The sequence below is a fragment of the Bradyrhizobium sp. USDA 4461 genome, assembly GCF_054055655.1.
In genome coordinates this window covers 3,953,047-3,975,511 of sequence record NZ_JBSRXM010000001.1, presented here as the reverse complement: position 1 = coordinate 3,975,511, position 22,465 = coordinate 3,953,047, and the positions used below count along the sequence as shown (strand labels likewise).

The 22,465-nt window shown below is 57.3% G+C and carries 20 protein-coding genes; 5 read left to right on the top strand and 15 right to left on the bottom strand.

Annotated elements, in window-relative coordinates; genetic code table 11:
• Positions 1–39 precede the first annotated feature (39 nt).
• From ACVINW_RS18535 to ACVINW_RS18520, 4 genes are all read right to left on the bottom strand, one after another.
• Positions 40–522, bottom strand: a complete 483-nt coding sequence (locus tag ACVINW_RS18535) for a response regulator (RefSeq protein ID WP_456752634.1) — start codon at positions 520–522, stop codon at positions 40–42.
• The gene (locus tag ACVINW_RS18530; RefSeq protein WP_456752633.1) at positions 519–3,368 is read right to left on the bottom strand and encodes a hypothetical protein; all 2,850 of its coding nucleotides are present in this window, start codon (positions 3,366–3,368) and stop codon (positions 519–521) included. Before ACVINW_RS18530 ends, ACVINW_RS18535 begins: the two co-directional genes overlap by 4 nt.
• Before the next feature lie 378 nt (positions 3,369–3,746).
• A complete protein-coding gene (locus ACVINW_RS18525; RefSeq protein WP_456752632.1) occupies positions 3,747–4,097 on the bottom strand; it encodes a hypothetical protein in 351 nt (116 codons plus the stop codon).
• A gap of 12 nt (positions 4,098–4,109) precedes the next feature.
• Entirely contained in the window at positions 4,110–5,117 is a 1,008-nt protein-coding gene (locus ACVINW_RS18520) for a hypothetical protein (RefSeq protein ID WP_456752631.1), read from the bottom strand.
• Positions 5,118–6,539: 1,422 nt separating this feature from the next.
• On the opposite strand from ACVINW_RS18520, the gene ACVINW_RS18515 reads away from it, so the two are divergent.
• Both ACVINW_RS18515 and ACVINW_RS18510 read left to right on the top strand, forming a co-directional pair.
• Positions 6,540–7,853 carry a DUF2130 domain-containing protein gene (locus ACVINW_RS18515; protein ID WP_456752630.1) on the top strand — a complete coding sequence of 438 codons (1,314 nt, stop codon included), beginning with the start codon at positions 6,540–6,542 and terminating at the stop codon, positions 7,851–7,853.
• Between the two features lie 64 nt (positions 7,854–7,917).
• Positions 7,918–8,475, top strand: a complete 558-nt coding sequence (locus tag ACVINW_RS18510) for a hypothetical protein (RefSeq protein WP_456752629.1) — start codon at positions 7,918–7,920, stop codon at positions 8,473–8,475.
• Here ACVINW_RS18510 and ACVINW_RS18505 read toward each other — a convergent pair.
• The 11 genes from ACVINW_RS18505 to panD all read right to left on the bottom strand — a co-directional run bounded on the left by ACVINW_RS18505 (position 8,453) and on the right by panD (position 18,765).
• Positions 8,453–8,734 (bottom strand): hypothetical protein, encoded by a 282-nt coding sequence (locus ACVINW_RS18505; RefSeq protein WP_456752628.1) that lies wholly within the window; start codon positions 8,732–8,734, stop codon positions 8,453–8,455. The two genes, ACVINW_RS18510 and ACVINW_RS18505, sit on opposite strands and share 23 nt — an antisense overlap.
• Before the next feature lie 320 nt (positions 8,735–9,054).
• Positions 9,055–9,363 carry a hypothetical protein gene (locus ACVINW_RS18500; RefSeq protein WP_456752627.1) on the bottom strand — a complete coding sequence of 103 codons (309 nt, stop codon included), beginning with the start codon at positions 9,361–9,363 and terminating at the stop codon, positions 9,055–9,057.
• Positions 9,360–10,517 (bottom strand): hypothetical protein, encoded by a 1,158-nt coding sequence (locus tag ACVINW_RS18495; protein WP_456752626.1) that lies wholly within the window; start codon positions 10,515–10,517, stop codon positions 9,360–9,362. The genes ACVINW_RS18500 and ACVINW_RS18495 overlap by 4 nt, the downstream gene beginning before the upstream one ends.
• 67 nt (positions 10,518–10,584) lie before the next feature.
• On the bottom strand, positions 10,585–11,229 hold the full coding sequence (locus ACVINW_RS18490; protein ID WP_456752625.1) for a hypothetical protein: 645 nt from the start codon (positions 11,227–11,229) through the stop codon (positions 10,585–10,587).
• A gap of 14 nt (positions 11,230–11,243) precedes the next feature.
• On the bottom strand, positions 11,244–11,744 hold the full coding sequence (locus ACVINW_RS18485; protein WP_456756434.1) for a S1/P1 nuclease: 501 nt from the start codon (positions 11,742–11,744) through the stop codon (positions 11,244–11,246).
• On the bottom strand, positions 11,629–12,090 hold the full coding sequence (locus ACVINW_RS18480) for a S1/P1 nuclease (protein ID WP_456752624.1): 462 nt from the start codon (positions 12,088–12,090) through the stop codon (positions 11,629–11,631). Before ACVINW_RS18480 ends, ACVINW_RS18485 begins: the two co-directional genes overlap by 116 nt.
• Before the next feature lie 1,191 nt (positions 12,091–13,281).
• Positions 13,282–13,497 carry a KTSC domain-containing protein gene (locus tag ACVINW_RS18475; protein WP_456752623.1) on the bottom strand — a complete coding sequence of 72 codons (216 nt, stop codon included), beginning with the start codon at positions 13,495–13,497 and terminating at the stop codon, positions 13,282–13,284.
• A gap of 15 nt (positions 13,498–13,512) precedes the next feature.
• Positions 13,513–15,282, bottom strand: coding sequence for an ATP-binding protein (locus ACVINW_RS18470; RefSeq protein ID WP_456752622.1), 1,770 nt, complete (start codon positions 15,280–15,282; stop codon positions 13,513–13,515).
• A 5-nt stretch (positions 15,283–15,287) separates the two neighbouring features.
• Positions 15,288–16,481, bottom strand: a complete 1,194-nt coding sequence (locus ACVINW_RS18465; RefSeq protein WP_456752621.1) for an SIR2 family protein — start codon at positions 16,479–16,481, stop codon at positions 15,288–15,290.
• Between the two features lie 351 nt (positions 16,482–16,832).
• Complete coding sequence (locus ACVINW_RS18460) at positions 16,833–17,468, bottom strand: dethiobiotin synthase (RefSeq protein WP_456752620.1); 636 nt, start codon at positions 17,466–17,468, stop codon at positions 16,833–16,835.
• A gap of 943 nt (positions 17,469–18,411) precedes the next feature.
• Positions 18,412–18,765 (bottom strand): aspartate 1-decarboxylase, encoded by a 354-nt coding sequence (panD, locus tag ACVINW_RS18455; RefSeq protein WP_456752619.1) that lies wholly within the window; start codon positions 18,763–18,765, stop codon positions 18,412–18,414.
• Between the two features lie 611 nt (positions 18,766–19,376).
• On the opposite strand from panD, the gene ACVINW_RS18450 reads away from it, so the two are divergent.
• From ACVINW_RS18450 to ACVINW_RS18440, 3 genes are all read left to right on the top strand, one after another.
• Entirely contained in the window at positions 19,377–19,736 is a 360-nt protein-coding gene (locus ACVINW_RS18450) for a Dabb family protein (RefSeq protein WP_456752618.1), read from the top strand.
• 115 nt (positions 19,737–19,851) lie between these two features.
• Positions 19,852–21,246, top strand: coding sequence for an aminodeoxychorismate synthase component I (gene pabB / locus ACVINW_RS18445; protein ID WP_456752617.1), 1,395 nt, complete (start codon positions 19,852–19,854; stop codon positions 21,244–21,246).
• On the top strand, positions 21,243–21,827 hold the full coding sequence (locus ACVINW_RS18440) for an anthranilate synthase component II (protein WP_456752616.1): 585 nt from the start codon (positions 21,243–21,245) through the stop codon (positions 21,825–21,827). Before pabB ends, ACVINW_RS18440 begins: the two co-directional genes overlap by 4 nt.
• Positions 21,828–22,465: the final 638 nt, after the last annotated feature.

Below are 22,465 nucleotides of genomic sequence, written 5' to 3'. Positions count from 1 at the left end.
CTCCCCAGTAACGTTGCAATTCTGCTCGCCTTCTCGGGGTTATCTTCTACGATCAATACGCTTAGCAGTGGCGCCCCAGACACCTTCAATCGCGTCACTTAATGTCCCTTTCCATCCATCATCTTTGAGATCAATCCACACGAGGGCCCGATAGACCATCGGAAATGCTTGGCGGAGAACTAAATGGAGATCATCCAGAGACCCAATCTCTCCGAATTCTTTGCTCACAAATTTGGTATGCGCAGTTGCAACGATCACGGGGACCGCCAAGCCGCTCCTTTGAATGTACTGAAGGACCTCAACGCCGGCCAACGCCTCCTTCGAAATCTCCCTGCCCGCGCCGTGCGATGCCTGGAACGTCATATCAAGTACGATAAGATCCCACTCCCTGAGTTGAAGGGTGGTATATGCATGAGCAATTGAACTGGCCGTTGATACTTTAACTCCAAAGCGCTCGGAAAGTAATAACTTCAAGGCTCCGAGCTTGGTTGGATTATCCTCGACTACAAGAACGTACTTCATTTCACGACTAGTGATTGCGACGTGGACACGATGACTTCAACCATGAACCGGGCTCTCCGACTCGAAAGGGGAGGTACGTTAATCCTAACATTCGACTTGAATGCCCTTCCCCCCACCACCTTGATCCTTTGAAAGCCGGACGACTTGTCAAGCTTTTGTCGTTTAGCGGGTCGGACGCTCGCTAGCTTCGAAATTCCGGAGTATCCATCAATGGCTGCCTTCATCTGCGCAGCGGTCATCGAATTGCTTGCCCTAAGCGTAAAGCCATCATCCGTGGCCAGAAGCTCGATCTCCAATATCGTCTGGAGCCCGTACCCACTGTGCTTGAAGGCGTTGGACACGAGATTATGAAGCGCTTCCTGAAAGAACGGCAAGAACCGTCCATCAATCGATAACGGGCCGCCTTCAGGCGACTTCTGCTTCGAGGTTCGATGATCAGTCGATCGGCACGAAACTTTCAATCGCTCGGAGTGAGACGCCTGAGTCGACAAGAGTTCGACGCTCACTATTTCGTCAATTGTGAACTCTTTAACGTGACCGCGATCCACCGCGATATTTATCCACCGCGAACTCTCGTGGAGAGCCTCACCGAGATTAGTTTCGATCGAATCCAACAACTGCTGCGACTCGGACGTGCGGCACATCTCTCGCATTTGACGAATGCAACTTGCTATGTTCGGCCAGGCAAGATCGTTCAACGCCGCCGACGCCATCAAAATAAACTTTTCAGTCTGTCGTTTGAATGCTGGCATAAACATCACTAGCGATGCGACAGGACGTCGCCGGCCAACAATGCTCGCCTTCAACACCCTTGTCGCTTCACTCGTGGTATCCTTGACGATCTCTGAGGTCGGAGTGATCTTCAGGTATTCATCCATGAATTCATTGATCTCTTTCGCGACATCATTGCGCAGGGTCACGATGGCGTCCCCGGCCTCGCCATAGTGATCGACTATTGCCTCGTCGGACCAATCGCGCACAACCTTGCCGTCCCATTCCAAAGGAGGAATGGCGTCCTGGAAGGCCCGCATGAAACGAGGAAGAAGAATGCCATGACGAAGGTTGTTGCTAATCGCCTGATCTACGCTGGCTAACGATTCAATTAGGACAAATCGCGTCAAAAGGCTCGCCACATACTGCATGATAGCTTCGAGCGTAGCCTGTGGAACAGTCACCTTGGCGCCGGCCAGATCCTGAAGGGAAAGAAAATCGAACTCCTCGCGAAACCGCGCCGCGGCCTCAGCTTGCAAGCTCTCCCATTCGACCTGAACTCTTCCGTCCAGAAGAATGTTGCGAAACAGGAGCACTCTCAGCTGATTGATCGCATCATCTCTGATGTGCTCGAACGTCTCCAGATCGATTGCACCGACCACGTAGGCTGCTCGTACAGCGTCCATCCTTAGCGCACAGACCTTCGTATCGATCTGAGATGTGAGCGGCCCCGTAAATGACGGGGAGGTCGCCAGCATGTTCGCAAGTCTCTCGATTACGCTCTTCTGTAGCAGCTCCAGAATTACCCTGTCACGGGCCTTGCTTGGCAACTTTCTAAACTTTGCAACGACGTTATAGATAGTCGGCGTTCGCCGAGTTGGTCCTTTGATTAGGACATGCAAGTCGCTGATGAACGCGCCCCGGCCCATCGAGAAAGCAACCATCCGAAACCGCTCTCGAACCTGAGGCTCTCCCATCAGGAGCATCAGGAACGCTGTGTGGTCGTCCGGCGGAAGCCACGTAGAATTTAGGACACTGCGGATCCGTACCCAGTCCAAATAACCTATCGTGACCGGGTCGTGCTGATACATGCTTACAATCGAATACTTCAGATCCCCGCCGCTCCTGCGACGAACCGCTCGATCAACAGACAGGGCGATCGCAACGCATCGGCCAATAAAGTCCCTCGGACGGAATGTGGTATGGTCTAAAGGCTTATCCTCGATCACCGCCTGCTCGACGCTTCGTACGAGACGCGGATGAAGATGTCTCCGGATCCCGGGCCAGTTCAGTTTCACGAATTCGCGGTCACTTGAAAAGTTCGACGCGGCCCGGAGCACTATCAGTTGGCTGGCAAAGGGGCCGACGTTCCAGACCTTGAAAACACGAGACATGCACTCCAACTGCGAAAGCGTCAACTGTTGCGAGGGATCGATCAAAGCTTGCAGAAAGGAAAAGATATCAGCTCCCAAAATTGGCCACCAAGCACGTTTGGCTTGGCTGAGGCAGCGACGAAAGTCCACTAAAGAATCCACTGTGAGGGGAAAGCCCAGCTGTTGTAGAAACGTCTTGATCCCAAAGAAGCTCTCCGCAGAATCAAAGCTTAGAATGCGTCGGAGCTGTGCGATCCGCCTTGTTACCAGTAAGCGCTCTTCACCAGCTTCATTACCTTGATTAGCGAAGAGAGAGCTCTGAATCGCGATAGAATAATCTTCCGCCCCTAAACTTCGTGAGGAGGCTAAGGCTTGGTCGTCGCTCGACAATAGACAGCCCACCGCAAATGGCATAACGGCGTGTCGCTCATTTTGTGTCGCAATCTGATGGATGTAATCGACTTGCTGGGTGACCGTTCGCCGCTCGCACGAGGTATTGATCAGGTACGACAGAAGTTCGGTTTGAGGTGGTATCCTTCGTCCAGCGAACACCCGCTGCCGTGACAGCGCAGCCGCAAAGAGGGAGGTTACGTCCCCTGGCGGTCGTCCCGTGCTCGCTTTCAATTTAGAACCATCGTGCATCTTGCGAAGGATTTCGGCTGCCTGAATGCGCCTATTTAAACCAAGGTCAAGCAGAGCAAGATCGCAGCTCGGCCCCTCCTTAGTAGACTCACTGAGATTAAACGGAGCTGATGAGGTCATGAACCAAGACTTTGCGATATTCGATTGTGTCGATCTCAATAAGTGTCAGCAGGGCCGTAGCAAACGAACGGAGCGTTCCGGGTACGTTGTTCACTGTCGGTCTCGTTCGGCTGGGATGGCACTCCGCGAAGGGCCAACAGGAGCAGGAGGGCCGCCAGTCTGACGCCAGGACGTGCTTCGCTTGGAGCTGGACCCGCTCTGAGGGCCGACGATTCGCCGAGAGGAAGAAGCCGCACGGCCCCAAGTAGCCGGCGGCTCCTCGCCGACCAAGGCCGGCTGCGGCGTGCGCCAAAATCGACGGCGGCGCAGCCCGGTAGCAAAAAGCGAAGGCGGGGCGCTTCACAGCCCGGTCTCTTCGTCGCTACCCGTCAGCCCGACCTACCCCGGAATGTAGACGCACCCGGGATCGTCGGGTGGACAGTCACATTCTCCGATCGTCCTGGCCAAATTGGCGAGCTGCGGCTTGTCCTTCACGAAGTCTTTTATCGCCGTCAGGATTTTGCGGCGCACTTTGACGAACTGCCCGGAGTCCTTGAGATGAGCATTGAGCTCTTCACTTAGGCCAGCGTTATGTACGGCACTCATGATCTTTCCCAGGCCTTGCACACCAAAGTCGACGTGGACTCCTCCTGCACGGACGGGCTTTGGCGCCGCGCCTGTCCTGGCAGCATTTCTCGCCTCCCCAACGTGCGATGGTGTGCGTTTCTTAGCTCTTTTAACTTTTGCCATGTCGGAATCCCCTTACAGTGCCGGTTTGAAGATCTTTAGTGCCAGGAATTGCTGAACTGCACGAGCCGCGCCTTGCTCGGCCCTTCCGCCTGTCGCTGTGATAAGCGACCCTTCATAAATCGGGCCTCTGGCCGCCTCGAGAATCTTTCCCTCGCCCTTGTCCAGATATAGCCCCACCGTCAGCTGGTGCGTATCCTTGCGCGACAACGCAATGGGAAAGCTCACATCAGTGACCTGCAACGACGCTCCTTTCGGCGCGAACACAATTTTAGGCGATGCGCCGCCACCTATAGTCGTGGTGAACTGAAGCTGCTGAACCATGCTCGGCGGTCCTTTCTTCACCGCCGCCACGTCCTTGTTGACCGCATCGAGATTTTCAAAAAGGCTCATCAAGGTGAATTCCTTGATCATCTTGGCGAGGCCAACCTTTCCGGCGATGGGATAGACATAATCTTCAGTTCTAGCCAAATGGTTGGTGCAATAGCTCTCGCTTGTCTTCTGAACGAGGTTTCCGAAGTTGTCGGTGATCGTAAACGACCATTCATTCTGTCTCTGCCTGTCGAAATTTCCGGTAAGGCCGAGGGTTACAAGTGAAGTGATAGGCGTCGGCCGAATCAAATTCGCAGCCGGATCTATGTTGTTCGTCTCCAGGCCCGTCAGATCGTAATAGTAGGCTATGCCTGTGCTGTAGAGGAGCCTTGTCACTGTGCGGGCAAAACCGGTCACCTGAGAAGGATCGAAGGTTCTGATCGACTCGGGATTCTCGTTGTAGGCCCGCTGCAGTTCGACACCAACAGCATACGAATAGTCGTCGAGCTTGTTTTTATTCATGTTGTTGTCTGGACTTGCGAGATAACCGAGCAACGCATTGATTACGGCCTGCCGGGCTTCACAGCGGACCTGCCTCGCAATATTGGACGCTGAAATGTGCGCAACGTCATCCGTGACTGGCGCAATGGCGCACCCACTCAACACCAAAAACGCGCTAAACAAACACAGGCGATTTGCGTTCGTCTGCATGCCCATAGAATCCCCCAATATAAACAAGTCAAATAAGCTAGCGCACTCAAAATTCGTCAGTAGAAGACCGGCCTCGCGCCAAGCCTAGTCGGCAATGGCTCGCTCGCCTAGTAGTGTCCAGCCTTCCGCGGCTTCACTGTCGGCGCCGGACTTCACCAATGCCCGGCTCTTCGGAAGACTGGATGGCTTGCTCAACGCGACGCTTCACAACCCGGACGCGAGCCTAGTCCGGATACGTCTGACCAGACAACCAGAAAGTGTCAGCGTATCCCATGTCTTCTGATTATCTTCAGGCATGAATTGCATCGCGCCTGAGGAGATCGTCTGGCCCGGCCGGATCAAAAGGACCTACGACAAATCGGCAAGCGCAGATAGTGTTTTCACAAGTCAGCAGATACTCGGTTTGGTACTAATCGTACCATTCCTCTGTCGGCCTCATCCTGAAGCGAACTGTGATTTGTCGTGATGGGACCGGAACGTCGAGGAATACGCAGGCAACCAATACAAACGTGCGCTGCTCGCGCGCTCGGTGCACTTGCCACCGGAAGGATCCTGCAATGGAAGATTGCCTTGCTGATGCTCGCGCGCAGGAACGGGGCAGCCTGACGAAGTGAGAGTTCGGCGAGATCTCCCCGACTTTGAATAGGCGTGCACCCGTACGACTGCCTGACTCGCTGCCACGATCGATGCGCTCACAGACCTGGATAGCCCCAGCTTGCTCGTTGGTTCGCACGCGGATTGCTTATCAAATCGACGGTCCGCATGCTGACCGAACAACTTACGCGCCATCACACGCCATGGCTCTCTCGCTTCGTTGTCGCCGAGGGGACAATCGGGCAGATCGGTTGCAGCCGCCTGGCGTCGAGCCCTTTCACCGCCGCCCACCGACACTTTCGTGATAGTAATCCCCGCGCTCATTGTGGCTACGCGACTTCGCCAAAGCCCACCCTTTGGAGTGCTGGTATTCAAGCAGCCGCGGCTTTCAGGCATCCTCTTTGAAGGGGCATCTGACTCGTCTATGGCAATGATGCCGAATTCGCCGTGGCGAGGACTGTCGAGGACGCAAGCTCCGTTCTGAAGCTCCTCGCTGCACATCGGTGATCTTCAAAGAGACTCGTTGCGTGGCATCTGAGGATGCCCACGAAGCTGCAGCACAAGCCCGAGTATCAGTTCGTCGGCGCCCCATCAGAACACAACAGGAACATTGAAGGCCGCCAATCCCTTCCATCTCGGCCGGAGATAGTCAAAAAACAAATCTCCACCAGAGCGACGATTTGCTGCCCTGCTCGAAAGCGCGGATTGCGTGGATAAGCCCGAGATCAAGGCTGCGACCGACGAACAGGATGTGGACATCGCCGCCCCAGACGTCCCAATCCTTCCTGGATGATGTTCAATCGGCGCGGGTCCGAGTAGGAAAAATTCATGAGCTTCAAAGCAACGGCAGCCGGCGCTTCGACTGAACCGACCCTGCGATGCCCCAATTGCAATCACGAGATCCACTTGACGGAATCGTTGGCTGCGCCGCTGCTTGCCGAGACGCGTCAACGCTTCCAGGAACAGCTGGCGAGCAAGGACGCCGAGCTGGCTCGCAAGGTCGAGGCGTTACGCCTGGAACGCGAGCAACTTTCGAAGGACCGCGAACAAGTTGAAGACCAGGTCGCACAGCGATTGGCGGCAGAAAGGGCCCAACTTGCCGCCAGCGAGGGAAAGAAGGCCCGCGAGGCGGCTGCCGCTGAACTACAAGCGCGGGAAGCGGAAGCCGCAGAGCTACGGGCCAATTTGGCCAACAACAATCTCAAGCTCGCCGAGGCACAGAAGCAACAGGCCGAACTGATGCGACAGCAGCGGGCGCTCGAGGACGAAAAGCGCGAGCTCGACTTGACCATAGAAAAGCGCGTGCAGGCATCCATCGGGGAAATCCAGGCCAAGGCAAAGCAGGATGCCGACGAAGCCGCGCGTCTGCGCGTTGCGGAAAAGGACCAGACGATCGTGTCCATGGCCCGCACCATCGAGGAATTGAAGCGCAAGGCTGAGCAAGGTTCGCAACAGTCGCAAGGTGAGGTTCTCGAACTTGAACTCGAGGAATTGCTGCGGGGAAGGTTTCCGACCGATCTGATCGAGCCGGTCGGCAAGGGTGAGCTCGGTGCCGACGTGATGCAGCAGGTGAACGGCTCGATCAGCCAGCCGGCCGGGATCATCCTCTGGGAGTCGAAGCGGACCAAAGCCTGGAGCGACGGCTGGCTTGCGAAACTTCGCGATGATCAACGTCGCTGCGGCGCCGACGTGGCGCTTATCGTCTCACAGGCTTTACCGAAGCATGTTGAGCACTTTGATCTCATCGACGGGATCTGGGTTGCTCATCCGCGATGTGCGCTTCCGGTTGCAGTGGCTCTTCGCCAGGGACTTATCGACGTCAACAGCTCGCGCATGGTACAACAAGGACAGCAGACCAAGATGGAGCAGGTCTACCAATACCTGACCGGCACGAAATTCCGCCAGCGGGTAGATGCCGTGGTCGAGAAATTCAATGATATGCGCGAGGACCTGGACAAGGAGCGCAAATTCATGGGGAGGCAGTGGGCCAAGCGGGAAACGCAAATACTGGCGGTGATTGACTCTACAGTCGGCATGGTGGGCGACCTGCAAGCGATCGCCGGCAAGGCGATGCCAGAGATTCCGTGCCTGGAGGTCCCAATGCTGGAAGCGGTAGGCGACCCCGAACGGAAAGCGGGATAGTCGCATAAAGATTCTCGCCGGCACTCGACGGGCGAGCCGAACGTTACGGTCAGAAATAACGGGCATGACCACGTACCACATTGCGTTGACGTCCGAAGAACAAGAGCTCCTGCGTAAGGTTGATCTCCGCGACGACTTGCCGGTTGGGGTCGACGCGCACGCAGTCTACCAAAGCAATCGGGCACCGATTCTGGCGCTGATGAAATCGCTCGTCGATCGCAGAGCAATACCTCAGCATCGCGTCGATTTTTTCACGGACGCCAGCTACAAGCCGGGTCGACCGAGGGGATCCCGGCAAAGCCTTTTCGAAAGAAACGGTACCAGAGGCGAAGAAATCTTCGAGCATCCTCACTTCAAGCCGTATCTTCGATATTTTTTGAACGGATGCGAGTTACCTTCAACCGCAATTTCCGAATTCGAACGGGAAGTCGGCAATCCGGAGTGGGTGAGCGGGAGCGACGGGATTGACCTTGCGAAGAAAGCGATCGCTATTTGTCGGCGGCATCGCATTCCCAGGCACGAGGCCGCCGAAGAGTTTTTCAAGCTCGCGCTGGACATGGGAATAAGGCTCTGTCAGGCGAACACGATACAGGCCATAATCAGCCGATCCAGCTTGAAGTAGAACGGGGCCTTTTGATGCGCAGCGAGCCCGATAGTTGGTCTGAATAATCCGGCAGATATTGACCGGTAGCTGGGACACATCGGCAGACAAGCGGTGCAGCATCAAGGATGGCTCGAGCCTCATGCACGCTTTCGCGCACAGCGATCCTGTTTCGTGCAGACACCCGCATATTTTCGAACTCAACCGTAACGATCATCACGGCGTTGCCGGCATAGGCATCGTCCCCCGCTACGGATGGAAAGCCGTCGCGGTTGATCACCTGAGCGGTCGGGTGCGTAGAACGCACTCAGCTTGATGTGCGTGCCGAACAGATGAGCCACGAGCAGCGCTCTCCGCACGAAGTTTCCCGTTAGGTGCGTAGTCGACGAACACCGTGCTCCTCGGCGCGTGCGGCGGCACCTGCCCGCAGGTTGATCACCCTCGCGGGATTAATCGCAACAGGATTTCCGCGATAATCGGTCACGTTCAAAAGCGCTGATCTTCGTCCTTCCGTGCACAATCAGAGCGCGTTCGAGATCGGCTCTCATGCTCCGTGCAACGGCGTCGATCGGCGTAGTCACCTGCCATCACCTCCCGAGTTCATCCCTTCACTTCATTTTTCTGAAGAAATTGCAGATCCAGCCTGTTTCCCGGCACGGTCGGGGGCTGATTGGCGATGAAGCCCCCTGACGAGCCCGAATGCGAGCCGGTAGCAGGATCCTTTTTCTTCAGGCTCTGTGCCAGAATACAAAGAGAGTCGTCATTTGGGCATGTGGTCTCCGGCGTCGCTTCGGGCTGTGTGTTCGCGCCGGGGCTGGCGGGGGCCGCGGGAGCCGTGTCTGGAGCCTGTTGGGCTGCCGCGCCAGCCATTGATACGATGAAGATGCCCATGACGATATATCGCGTCATTTTGAACGCCCTCGTTGCTGGCCCGCTCCCGCGCCGGTCTGGCTCGGAGTCGGGATACGCCTGACAGTCTTGACACCGATAGCAATCGGCCGCGGAAAGACTTGATTGAGTGCGATGCTCGTTCCATCCGTCGCCGTAGCGGTCACCGTGGCACCCGCAACCGACCGGTTCAGATCCTTGAGGCTATCTTGAAGCTCCTTCAGCTTTTGGGTCTGGTCCCTCGTGAACGGCTTCGCAGCCTCGCCGCCTTGGCTGCCGGCGGCAGATGGCGCGGGCGCCGGCTGATCGCCAAGCTCCTGTACTTTCTGGACGACCTGCGCGATCTGCGCCTGACGGCTGTCCACGGAATGGACCCGAACGATCGACCGCGTCAGATAGACTTGGCTCACGAGGACCAGTTCGACGTTGATCGCATAACGACCTGTGGACTTGCCTTGCGCGTCCAGGGCCGGCTTCCAAATGGCCTCGCCGACCAACATTGACAGCATCTGCCGTACCCCCGTGTCGGCGCAGATGGGCTTGCTTCTCTCGGCCTCACAGAAACTGATCAGTGCCGCCGTAGCCTCCGTGGCATTTACTCCGTAAGTCTCCGTACGGGGGAATCTTAATTCCTCCCGCTCTTCGCTATCTCGGCTCGCACCAAATAATGCCTTCCATCCAGCGAAGCTGCCACCCGCAGAGGCACCGCGCGCGTGCCTGACAACAAAACTTGGAAAAGCCACCAACGATAACGATTTTCGCTGTGCCGGTGAGAAGAGGAAGTCGGCTGTCTCCTGCTGCCAGACCTCGCCATCCTTCTCGGGTACAGGTCCTGTCGTGGGAAAGACAGGCAGATCGCGATAGCTTCGTTCGATCGCCCCGTTTAGGTTCAGGTGCCAAAGCTTGATCGAACGACCGAGGAAGTCAGGCTCACCGCTGCTTATCGTTGCGTAGATATCGCCTACGTAAACATCCTCCTGAGGCGGGTAGATAGGTTCGATATTGAGCTTATGGACCGCCTCATTCCAGTCCGATGCGACAGTATCGGCCTCGATATTCGTCGGCTTCGATGGGCCACCCAGTACGTTTACGGCGTGGATGCCTCCAACTATGGCGAGCAGGACGAGGACACCCCGCAGGCCCCACACCAATATGCTTTTAGTCCATTGCGACATTGCACGCCTTCACCTTACAATCGAGCACTAGGTGAGCCATCTTTTCTGGATACCGCGGACACCTGCCTCAAACAACCGTCGGTTCCCGTTTGGACGGGCCGAGAGCAATATTCAAAGGATCACCGACGAGCGAGGGCGCCGGATTGCGCTGCGCAACGGGAGCGTGCGCATGCAATACCTGGTCGATAATTCCAGGACCGGTCGTAAAACACAGCTTCTTCAAACATTCGGCTGCATCGCCTCGCCCGTAGCGAAACATGCGCGTGATGAAGTCATCGATCTTGATTCCAGGCCGAACGAGCGTACCGGAAGCGTCAAATTCGGTATCGCCTTCCCAGAACCTCTCAGGATTGAAAAAAATCATCGGAGTAAAGTCATGAGCGGAGCCAGCGTAGTAATTCTGTTCGGCATCCTCAAAGATCTCTCGCATGGTCCTGCCGCCGCCCTGCGCATGGACAATCCCGACTCGGGACTGGTGACAAGCGCCTCCTCTCGAATGCTGTTCTGGAAGAATTGTGCGTAGCGGGTCGCAAACGGCATGGTCGGCTCCTTGCCATATAGCCAAGTCGGAATCGCAAGGCCTAGTGCCTTGCTTCGCTGAACCAGCGTCCTTCACTTCGAGAGCAGCGTCCATCCACTGGCGCGCAACATCGAGATCACGTTCACGGCCGGACGCGATCTCGCCGGAGCGAGAGACTACATCACTTGCCAAGGCGGCCTCCTGAACTACTGGATTGGGCAACTTCCCGGCGCATAGGACTCGTTCAGGAAGCGAGCAAGACGAAGACCTGCCCTTCCCAGTTGACGATCCAATACGGGCAAGGACAACTGATAGTAATTGTCGGCCAAGGTCTTGTCTGGCGGGACTGCATTCCAGATGGTCGTTGCCTCAGCGTGCGTCTGTTCCGCCCAATCCTGCAGTGTGCCCTGCTCCGCATTGTTTGCTTCGGCACTGTTGAGCCATCCTGTCTCGAGGCGATCAACGTAAGCGCCCCAATCCCAGACCACCTTGAGAATCAGACCGGAGTCCCAGAACGCATGCAGGTTTGTTGATGCGTTGCAGTTCATACTGCAGGTGTTTCCATGAATGCTCGAGGTTACGTGGACGTCGTTACCGCCCCTGGCTTCCAGCACAGTATGGAGCGGCTGATGCAAGTCCCCGATAAAATGAACGGCAAACCTGAGAGCGTCCGCCCTGGCCGCGTCCGTTGGACGCGCACCGTAGATCAGAACGCAAGCGGTCCAGCTCAGCCAATACGCAATCGCCTTTTGTCGCCCTGTCGGGCGGATTGCAATCACGGCCGGCCTGATACGTATTCGCCGCGACAGGCAGATCGACAAAATGCCAATTGTATGTTTCAGGCCGTTGATCCCGGACGTCATCGGCCCAGCTCCCGACAGCTGCAAGGGAATGACCTTTGCCAAGCAATCGCTCGACCTGCGCTGCGGCTTCCTGATTTAGTCGCCGTTGCGCGATTTCCGCGATGATCGAATGCCCCTCCTGACCGAAGGCCAGGACATCACCGCTCGTCGCGATCAGCACCCCTGCTGCCACCGCAATAATTTTGCGCATCTAAACAACCCTTGAACATAGTTGATTATTGCCATTGGCGCTATCTTAAGTCGAGACCCGTCGGGCGCTTGCCGCAGAATAATTTTGCGCTCAGTTGCCTGGTTTGCGATCGTGGGCAATTGATACTCAGCCACTGTACGATCTGTACAAACGTCGGAAGGACCGCTGCGTTGCGCTGGCTTGTCTCGTTGTTCGCCGTCAGGTTCGCCGTCTCTGCAGTGGCGAAGTCAGATGCTGTTCAGCAACTTCGTCCAGGCGAACAATGAGATCAGAGCTCCATCGCGTCTTGCATGCCTCTCGTTGGCTTGATGTTTTGCAGATTGTGCCGGGGAACTGGAAAGGCTTTGCCGGCCGGTCCTGCGGTCGATCAGCGATGTGGCTAAGAACGCCTTGCAGTATTCCGCCAGGACGTCTCCTGTCGTTCCTCGCGCATCTGGTTTCGAATGCCGGACCGGACACGGTATCGCGGGGGTCGCAGCTATGACGGGCGTGGCACTCCATCTCTTGGTGGTGCCCGTCGCATGTTCGCCTAATGGCAAGCCGGGAGCGGTCAACTATTCGGACCCTTAAGCTCGATATGCGCTCTTCCGGCATCCGCAACCGGATGTGGGCTCATCCTAACCAGCCGGCTCTACGCGGCGCGAAATCTCTTCGAGATACTGGAATGCGCGACCAGCATGTTCACCAGCGCGGTTTATCCAATCTGCGGATTGCTCAATGCGACCGATCTCGGCCGGCAGTCCTCCCCTTGAGACAGCCAAAAGCTGTTCGCAGGGACTTCCTTGGGGCGGCAACGACCAGAAGGATTTCCGCAGACTGCCCGTTCGGTGCGTGGCCGATATCGCATCCCGAACTACGAATCGTATAAATTGGGCTGGCCGTCACCGGCTACTCCTTTGTCACAGTCGCAAGGCTGGTTCAAAGGCGCGGGCTTGCGAGTTTGGCAAGCCGAGCGGCGGGCTTCATCCCGCCTGACAGCGGAGGCCTTAGCCATGACAAGACATGGCAAAGGACCCAAGGACGTGCTCGTGAAGCGATATTCGCGATGGAAAGCGGGCAAGCGCGAGTCGGTACGCGATGCGCACCGAGCTTCGTCTCACCGTCTACGCCTTCGGAGATCGAAAGATCAGCTGGCCTTTGGGTTCTACCGATCGGGCTCGGCCTGAGAGGGAGCCGGTGGCGGCAACCCGTCTAACCAACCTTCGAAAATGGATAGCTCGCTTTTTTTACATTGGCGTCGAAATAGGCGCCCACCGAGGAAGCTCCGAGCAGACCCTCGAAGACCTCGCGAGGAACTCCATGGTAGTGATACTCGCCACCTTTTACGAACATCACACCCAGAGTATTCGTGGCGTCGACGTAGCCAATTGCGGCAACCGTCGAGGATGACACAGGCTGGTACTCCAATTGTATTCTCCCAAATCAACTTTGTTGTCTTCGCCAATTCGTGACCGCAACCGTGTAGTCAGGATTTGGTTTTGCGCCGTCCGCCCAGAGCTTTGATACTTCGGGATCGCCGCTCTTGGGCCTGGGCTCGATGAGCTTGATCCTGACACGGCTGGGTATCTGCGTTGCTTCGCCGGAAATGATCGCCTCGCCGGTCCGTAAAGCGGGCAAAAGGTCCACCAATCCAGCAAGTTCGTCTGGCACGGCACTTTTGATCCGACCCTGGTCCTGGCTGTTGCTTAACCGCAAGGCGATAAACGTGCCGCACTGTGAAAGAAGGGTCTCATCCAGCTCGGACGGCCTTTGGCTCACAAGCACTGCGCCTAACCCATACTTTCGACCTTCCTTGAGAATTCTCTGAACCGACCGGCGAGCGTAGCCTTGGATGAAGCTCCCCTCTCCGCTGGGCAGATAGCGATGGGCTTCCTCGAACACGAGCAGAAGCGGCCGTTGCTTGCCTATGTCAGGTAGATCCTTCCCCCAGAACATCACCTCAAAAAGCAACCTGGACAGCAAGCCAACTACCAAGTCCATTACATCGGACGGAACGCCCGCAAGATCCAGCACCGTGATCGGCTGGTCGTGGTTGACCCAGGATTCGACCAGATCAGCCAGGTCCTTTGTCGCCCCGTCGAAATCTCCCGGATTGAGCAGGAAATCATACCGACGGTCCCGCAAGCGCTGGGCGATCTTGTTGGTATACGCTGCCATTATAGGCGCCGGCTGTGGTTTGAATGGAGCCGTGCTCCCTAAAGCGGCGGGGCTGAACTTTGCGGATGTCAGCGTCTTCGCGTTTCCCTCCGCGATGAGCGCCTCGGTCACGCGAGCTATTTCGTTATAGGTCACCCTCTCCAGACGGTCGAAATGATACCAAAGGTCACGAATGCCGAACGGAAGCGGCGCGTCCGCCGTCACCTCCTCCGGGAGCAGCTTTTTCTGGTTTGCTCCGACTTTTACGCGGACGCTGGCCACGCGACGCATTTCGGCGATCTTGTCGCGCAGATTGCCGTCCTGGATGGTTTCAGACGCAGCGCGTCGGTCGACCAGGAACCAGCCGAGCTCATCAAAGGAGAGGCACCAATACGGCAACACGAACGGATAGTCCTTGGCGCCGATACTGAATACCCGGCTGATGCCCTGGAATGCAGCACCGTATTCGCCATGCGGATCGATTACGATCACACGTGCCTTGGGAAACGATCCTGTCGTGAGGGCCTTTAAAATCGCCGCGACAGTGTTTGATTTGCCGGCTCCAGTTGATCCAACGATCGCAGCATGCCTGGTAACCAGCTTGTCCAGATCGAGCGTGGCTTCCAGGCTTTCCGATGCCGAATGACTGCCGATCGCAACGGGCGCAGACTCGCTGGGAGCGTAAATTTTGCTGAGGTCGTCTTCGGTGACGACGTGGACCTCGTCATCGACGGTAGGATAAATGCTTAGCCCACGTTGAAAAGCCGAATTGCGATAGGCCTCACCTACGAGCTTGATCTCCAGCGTGCATTCGGCCGATCGGGCCGCGATGAGCGGATCCTCGCCGGGCACCGCCACGGCGCCGACCATCGAAACGATTCCGTACGCGTTGAGAAAGCCAAGGGGGATCCGCACAAAGCTCCCGATTTGACCGACCCGATAGACGCGACCGTGAACAATCGGACTGGTTGACGGGAGATCTGACGAGAGCGTGGCATAGACCGTCGCCCCGACAACTCGTCTGACCGAACCAAGGTATGTGGCTTCGTCTTTCATCGGGACTACGATGCCCCCAGCTTGGCGGCAAGCGGCCGAGCACCGATGAACTCGCGCAAGAACTGCGGCAGGTTTTGGAAATTGCCAAGGGTAAATTCGTTCCTCGTATCATCCCAGAAGGGCCAGTTTGACGCGCCAGACGGAGATTTCGCCGGCGCAGACCATGCGCCCATGGTACCACCGACTAATGCAGCGTCGGGCCCATAGACAGTGAGATTCCTGATTCCCTGGGTCGGCTTGATAAGGTTCTTCTCAAGATCGGGTTTGCTCAACGGATCAAATGAAAGGACGGTCATCGAGCATCGATTATTGCTTCGAAGCCCGCCAAAAAGGATATCATTGATGTGCTCGTCACCGAACGAATAGCCCGCCACCAGTATCAGACACTCTCCCGAAGTCGTCAGGCGGCGCAGGCGGTCGTGCAAGGCAACGAACGGCAACCGTCGAGAGTCGGAATATTTATCCCGCGAAGGGAAAATCATCAGGTCTTCATCGGCTTTAGGCGGGATCAAGGGCTGCCGAACGACCTTTTTCGTTCCAGTGATGGCTTCTTCCGCGACGCGCCATCCGATGGATCCGTGCAGTTTCCAGAGTCGCGCCCATGCACGGGGCAATTGGTTCAGATTGTCGGTATCATCCTTGAAATCCACCGCAGCGTCGGAGAAATACGGATTAACCGCGCCGAGAAATCCGTCGAAATAGGGCACCAGTGCTATTTCGAGCCCGCGCTCTATCAGCAGATCATAATTGGTAGAGAAAATTTCGACCGGCTTCGCCCGCTGGATGGAGCTCAACCATGCGGCGAACTCCGCATGAAGCTGGAAGCCTTTGGCCGGATCGACACATATCCTCTGATAAATGGCTTTGCAGATTGCGCGATCCAGCTCAGTTGCGAGGCTGCCAGTAAACCCGCCAGCGGTCGCGGTTTTGCTGTCGCCGATCATCTCTCGGCAAAGCCTTACGCGATTCAATACATGCTCAATGTGCGCCCCTGCGCCGACTTCCGACAGAACGCGGTCGTACTCGGGTTGCATCCTGGAGTCGAGCTGGTTCCGCACGTTTGAGGTCAACTGGACCACACCATCCAGGCCGACGGCTTGCGATGTGCCCGCACCAAAGAAAACAACTAACCTTCGGCGGTCAGACGCCAGCTGCTCCCGGAGCTCCTCCGCCTCGCGCAATGGATCGAACGTCGTCACGCCGGCGCCTCCAGCCTATCGATGTTTAAAGAGTGGTTCGCATGGACGAGACTGGCGCGTTGCCACAAATCGGACATCGGAGTTGCCGGTTCTAATAGTCCAATCGCCACGCACTCTCGCCGTAGTCCCCTCGCCGATGGCTCGCCCGTCAGCAACGGGGAAACCGAGAAGTTCAGCCGAAATTAGATGAACACCACAATCCGAATAGACATTCAATTGAGAAAACTCCCTGGGATTGCGTCCATGATGTGAAGGGTCATCTGCCATGTGAAGACGAGCCAGTCACAGCGAATGACCTTTCGAAGCAGGATTTACACGCCGGATGCCAGGTCGACGACCTCTTCTTTAGCATCATGGCCTGAAATCATCGCCGCGGAAGGATGCGCTGAACGCGCCATGCAGCGTATCTGCCGACAAGGGAGCGATCCAGGGCAAGCGCCCCAGCCACCTCACCCGGCCAATCTCGCAAATCGCTCTCACGGCATCCGAATTCCTTTCGCCAATGAAGGCTATGCCGAGAATGTCGATCTGACGTTTTCGAAGAACTTCTATGGACAGCAGCGAGTAATTGATCGTTCCCGGAGCAGTGCCGGCGCAGAGCACGACTGGAAGCCGCCATTTTTCGAGAACGTCAATGTAGACCGAGCCGCAATTCAGTGGCTCCATCAATCCGCCGGTGCCCTCGATCACAAGTGGCTGCCCTCCGGTATCAGGCACGTCCAGCGAATCGGTATCGATGCGAACCTCTTCGGCTTCTGTTGAACAGTGGAGCGAATCGGCGGCCTGCAGACGGTAACGCTCGGGCAGGATGCGATCCGATGGAAGAACGCCAAGCCGGGTGACACGCTCGGCGTCCGTCTCTCCTTCGACCCCAGCTTGAACCGGCTTCCAGAACTTCGCACCAATGAGATTAACGAGCCCGGCGCAGAAAACGGTCTTTCCGACGCCTGTGCCCGTACCCGTCACCACAATTCTCTGCGGCCTCACCGAGCTTGACCTTTTGTCCCATCGACGAGAATGTCCAGCATTGTACGCACTTCATTCTCCACGATACCCAATGCCAGCTCTCGAGCCTGGGCCCGGCGAGAGAACTGCCCTTACACTTAGGAAGATTACCTCCTGCGATGATCCGCGTACGGAAACACCCGACCTTCCCGGCAGTCGGGCCGGAGGCTGCCAGGCCATTCCCTTCACTGGCTCATGCGAGGCAGCGACTGCACGGTTGACTGGTTGACCACATAAGTTTGTCGCGCACGCGGTTGCGGCTCCTCTGAGTTGCATTTTATGCGTTGTACCAGGTCAGGATTGTTTTCGGGGCGCAAATATCGTCCGGATCGAACGACGGCGTTCAGAATTTGGCAGGATGTATCTCAATGGATGCAGAACGGTACGCTTCGAACCGCAGCTTTACGATTGGTGACTGAATTTACGCTGTTTGGCTTCATTGCCTGGACGCAGGCCGGCCAAGACAAAACGATTTGCGAGCATTGATTTATCCGCGCGAACATCCACCGGGCGGCCAGCGGGTCGCACCCCACAGCCGATCAAGATGATCCTGGCAAAGGACAGGTCATCTCAGCCCCGAAGAAAGTCGGAGCTTTCGCTTCGACACTTTCGGACTTCTTGCGCTGCGGCTCGGGAGCCTGGCCTCGTCGCCCCAGTCGTGCACCCGCTAGCCTCGACCGGCCAGAATGACCTCCTGCACGCGGCGCGCTCGCCGGCGCAAGATGATCGTTCAATGTATAGTCAGCCCTGTTCGCGGCCTGAGACTGCACACCGGGTGCGGGGCGTTTCGAAACGCTCGGGTCGCGGCACGAGTTGCCCCCCCTTGGACGATCACATTGACCTCGTTGCCTATTTCCTTGAGGTCTCGCAGCATCGTCAAGAAGGCTCATTGACGCGAAGACCGGCGGCTCGGCTTTTTTCGAATTCAGGCCGGCAGTATCCGGTTTTCTCGATCAACCAGCACAACGCGGGGCTTGAATCTAATAGCTTCCGCCTCGTCGAAGGAGGCATAGGCAACGATGATCACCTTGTCCCCCGTCATCGCGAGCCGCGCAGCGGCTCCATTCAAGCCTATCGTGCCGGATCCTTCCGGCGCCTCAATCACGTAGGTGGCAAACCGGGCTCCCGTTTCGATATTGTAGATCTCCACCCGTTCGTTGATGAGGAATCCTGCCGCATTCAGCAGCGTACGATCTATCGATATCGAGCCTTCATAGTGCAGATCGGCCTGGGTCACAGTGGCGCGATGAATCTTTCCCTTCATAAGCGTAATCTGCATGGATCTCCTGTCCTGACGTCTGTGCACAGGCCACTTGCTGCTCTGGCCTGGCTTGAGCACGGTTGCGGACCTGATCGCGTTGCAGCCCGGGCATTGTGTCGCGGTCCGCTTACGGGATTTTGCCAGCGAAAAGCAAGTCAGCCTTGATGCGCCGCCAGGCCCTGAAGCGAATTCCGGCGACGAGCGTCCCCCACCGAAATATCATCGTTGCAGAGCCTTCCAATCAACTCCACGCTTTTCGTAAGATCCTGATGGCTTCGTACGCAAAGACATGGCGGCCTATCAGCCAGGATCGACGGAAGACCGCATAATGGGTTGGTATTCGCGATGGCACATACCAGCGCAGCGCCTGCGATCACAATCGTCGCCCTGATCTTACAAAGCGCCCGGAGCATCGCGCCAATCAGGGTTCGCCTGTTCGTACGCCGTGGACGGAGCGCCGGGCCGGCAGACACCCCGTATCCTGCTCAAGCTTCTGTAAACTTCTGCGGCAAGGCTGGAATGACACGAGCAGCGAACAGCCTTCCTGCTGACGATGCCATTCGAGCATTGCGCTCGGCTTGATGCAGATATAAGACGCGACCGGGTTGCGGCGTACCTTTGCGGTTATCATGATCCGTCACATCGTCTTCTTCACAGCCAAGGATAGCTCCGGTATCGACCAGATCTCCGAAGGTCTGTCGGTTCTCACCTCAATCCCGCACGCGCGCCGGCTCGAGATTGCGTACAACCGCAAGAGCGATCAGCTCGGTAATGAGATCGATGTCGTGGTGTATGGTGAATTCGACAGCGAGACGGAACTCGCTGCGTACAAGAAGCACGATTTGTATCGACAAGCGATCGGGCGCGTCCGGCCCCTTCGGGAATTGCGGTTTGCCGTCGACTACGATCTCTCCGCAGACGTGCAGTTCGCCGGGGCGGCAGGGGTAGGCCAGGTCGCGCGACGCAGCCGACCAGCTCGTGGTGGTTAGCTTGATCATCAGCTTCGAGGCTTCGCACGTGTCGGACGAAAGCATCCCCTGTTCACGACGGGCCTACGATCAGATCCGGCTTCACAGCCTGCTGATCGTCGGCACTCGATAGCCGATGCACGTCTGCGAGTTGCAATGGATTGATCCTGTCAGGGCGCTGCGATGCCTGGCGCAGCGACCTCATCTTACCTTTCTCGACAGCGCGACGGGCCCCGAACCGCTTGGGCGGTACTCATATCTGGCCTGCGAACCGTTCGGCACCTATTCGGTGGTCGATGGACAGGCAATCTGGAATGGAGAAGCGCTTGCAGGCGATCCCTGGGCAATCCTCCGCGACCTTCTCGCCAGATACCCCGAAACGCATCGTTCCGATCTCCCTCCGTTCCAGGGCGGCGCTGCCGGCTTCCTTGCTTATGATCTGAACCGAACCGTGGAGCGGCTGCGCGCGCCGTCAGTGCCAGGTCTCCAGCTGCCCCAATCGATTCTACATTTCTATGACGTCGTGGTCAGCTTCGATCATCGGGACCACAGGTGCTGGATCGTCTCGACCGGATGGCCGGACCCGGACCCCACTAGGCGAGCCGAGCGCGCGCGACGTCGCGCCGACGAGTTTGCCGCCCTGCTTGCCAGGCCAAGGTCGCCACGGATTATCATCCCCGGCACGGCAGGCGCGTGGCATTCGAACTTCAGTCGGGAAAGCTTCGTAGCAGCGGTCCAGCACGTCGGCGAGCTAATTCTGGCAGGGGACATATTTCAGGCAAACATCGCGCAGCGCTTCAGTGCCAAGGTATCGCCCCTGTTCGATCCCGTCACGTTCTATTGTCAGCTCCGGTCATCCAACCCGGCACCGTTTGCCGCCCTCTTGCGCTACGACAGGCTGACGATCGCATCGAGCTCACCCGAGCGGTTTCTGAAGCTTGACGGACGACAGATCGAGACGCGCCCGATCAAGGGGACAATCGCGCGCGCCGCTGATCCGGATGAAGATCGGCGCCGCGCCGACATTCTCGTCGCGTCCGAAAAGGACCGCGCCGAGAACATCATGGTCGTCGACCTCCTTCGCAATGACTTGTCTCGCGTTTGTACGGACAGTTCGGTCGAGGTGACGGCACTGTGCAACCTCGAAACCTACGCCTCGGTCCACCACCTCGTCTCGATCGTCAGAGGCGAACTCGCCGCGGACCATGACGCCGTCAGTCTGCTCCGCGCCTGCTTTCCGGGGGGCTCCGTGACCGGAGTTCCAAAGGTGCGCGCGATGGAAATCATCGCGGACATCGAGAAGGTGGCGCGAGAGGTCTATTGCGGGTCGATCGGCTTTATCGGATTCAACGGGCACATGGATACCAACATCGCGATCCGCACCGTGACGATCGACGATGACCTGGCTGTGTTCCATGCAGGGGGAGCGATAACGGCCATGTCGAATCCTGAAGCCGAATACGAGGAGACGCTTGCCAAGGCACGGCGGCTTTTCGATGCCTTCGGCGCCGATCCGTCTGGTGCGTTTTGATCTTCATCATCGACAATTACGATTCCTTCGCGTTCAATATCGCGCGCTATTTCCGCAAGCTTGGCGCAGAGACAAAAGTCGTCCGCAACGACGCGATCGGCGTCGCTGACCTCGTTCGATTCCAGCCGCGCGCCATTGTCATATCCCCTGGCCCATGCACGCCAACGGAGGCCGGCATATCCACTGCCGTCGTCCGCGAGCTTTCAGGCCATGTTCCGATTCTCGGCATCTGTCTTGGACACCAGTGCGTCGGCAGCGTGTTTGGCGGACGGGTAGCGCGTGCGCGTCGTCCCATGCACGGCCGGGCGTCACGCGCAACGCATGACGGTCGTGGGCTATTCGAGGGGCTCCCGTCCCCACTTTCCGTTGGACGCTACCACTCTCTGGCGGTCGAACTTGATGCATCAGAGACGCCGCATCTGCTGGTGACGGCCCGTTCAGACGAAGGCGAGATCATGGCTCTGGCACATCGACATCAACCAACCTATGGCATACAATTCCACCCGGAGTCGGTCCTGACCGAGCAAGGTCACGTGTTGCTTATGAACTTTTTGCGACTGGCAAAAAACTTCCGGGCGTGAGATCAAAAAGTTCGTCGCGCGAATGGCGGCCCGGCTCGATAGGAGGAAGAGGCAAGCTGCGCATTTCATGCTCGGCGTGTGCTTGATGCGAAGCATGCCCCTGCCCTGTGGAAGACGTACCGAAAACGCGAAAAGAACTCGGTCGGTACGTCGCGTACGCAACTTTTTCTTTTAGTGCAGTCTCAATTGAATTAATTGGAGCCAACGATGCGCAGACCTCTTCGCATCACGTCCATCGCGATGAGTACGGCAGACCCGCTCTGGTCTTGCCGCAATAAAGATCGTCACTCGAGATCCGCCAAGAGATTGGCGGTGCCTTGCGGTAGTCTCGCTACCGCTGCCCTAGCGGGCGTTTCCTCCCTAGACTTGGCCGCCGATCCGACAGGATCGGCGGCTCCCTTCACCATCAGCTCAACGTTCTCACGTGAAGCCTGCCGGATCGGGCTGCACTCGACCGACGGCGGTGCCGGCCGGGACGACGTGAGTGATCAGGGCTGATTGTTTTATGCAACACAGAGGCGTGCAATACAGCATTCGGGAAGCTTCGCCGGGCGAATGGCGTTACACTTTTAAGTGTCGAGGGCAAGACGATCAGTGGCAAGACCCGAACGCGATTGCAGCTTCTTGCTGTCCGCCGA

Excerpts from the sequence above, each read along its gene's own strand:
- ACVINW_RS18470 (WP_456752622.1), bottom strand. The coding sequence starts at position 15,282 with ATGAAAGACGAAGCCACATACCTTGGTTCGGTCAGACGAGTTGTCGGG.
- ACVINW_RS18500 (WP_456752627.1), bottom strand. The coding sequence starts at position 9,363 with ATGACGCGATATATCGTCATGGGCATCTTCATCGTATCAATGGCTGGC.
- ACVINW_RS18480 (WP_456752624.1), bottom strand. The coding sequence starts at position 12,090 with ATGCGCAAAATTATTGCGGTGGCAGCAGGGGTGCTGATCGCGACGAGC.
- pabB (WP_456752617.1), top strand. The coding sequence starts at position 19,852 with ATGCACGTCTGCGAGTTGCAATGGATTGATCCTGTCAGGGCGCTGCGA.
- ACVINW_RS18515 (WP_456752630.1), top strand. The coding sequence starts at position 6,540 with ATGAGCTTCAAAGCAACGGCAGCCGGCGCTTCGACTGAACCGACCCTG.
- panD (WP_456752619.1), bottom strand. The coding sequence starts at position 18,765 with ATGCAGATTACGCTTATGAAGGGAAAGATTCATCGCGCCACTGTGACC.
- ACVINW_RS18530 (WP_456752633.1), bottom strand. The coding sequence starts at position 3,368 with ATGACCTCATCAGCTCCGTTTAATCTCAGTGAGTCTACTAAGGAGGGG.
- ACVINW_RS18450 (WP_456752618.1), top strand. The coding sequence starts at position 19,377 with ATGATCCGTCACATCGTCTTCTTCACAGCCAAGGATAGCTCCGGTATC.
- ACVINW_RS18510 (WP_456752629.1), top strand. The coding sequence starts at position 7,918 with ATGACCACGTACCACATTGCGTTGACGTCCGAAGAACAAGAGCTCCTG.
- ACVINW_RS18495 (WP_456752626.1), bottom strand. The coding sequence starts at position 10,517 with ATGTCGCAATGGACTAAAAGCATATTGGTGTGGGGCCTGCGGGGTGTC.
- ACVINW_RS18535 (WP_456752634.1), bottom strand. The coding sequence starts at position 522 with ATGAAGTACGTTCTTGTAGTCGAGGATAATCCAACCAAGCTCGGAGCC.
- ACVINW_RS18520 (WP_456752631.1), bottom strand. The coding sequence starts at position 5,117 with ATGCAGACGAACGCAAATCGCCTGTGTTTGTTTAGCGCGTTTTTGGTG.
- ACVINW_RS18525 (WP_456752632.1), bottom strand. The coding sequence starts at position 4,097 with ATGGCAAAAGTTAAAAGAGCTAAGAAACGCACACCATCGCACGTTGGG.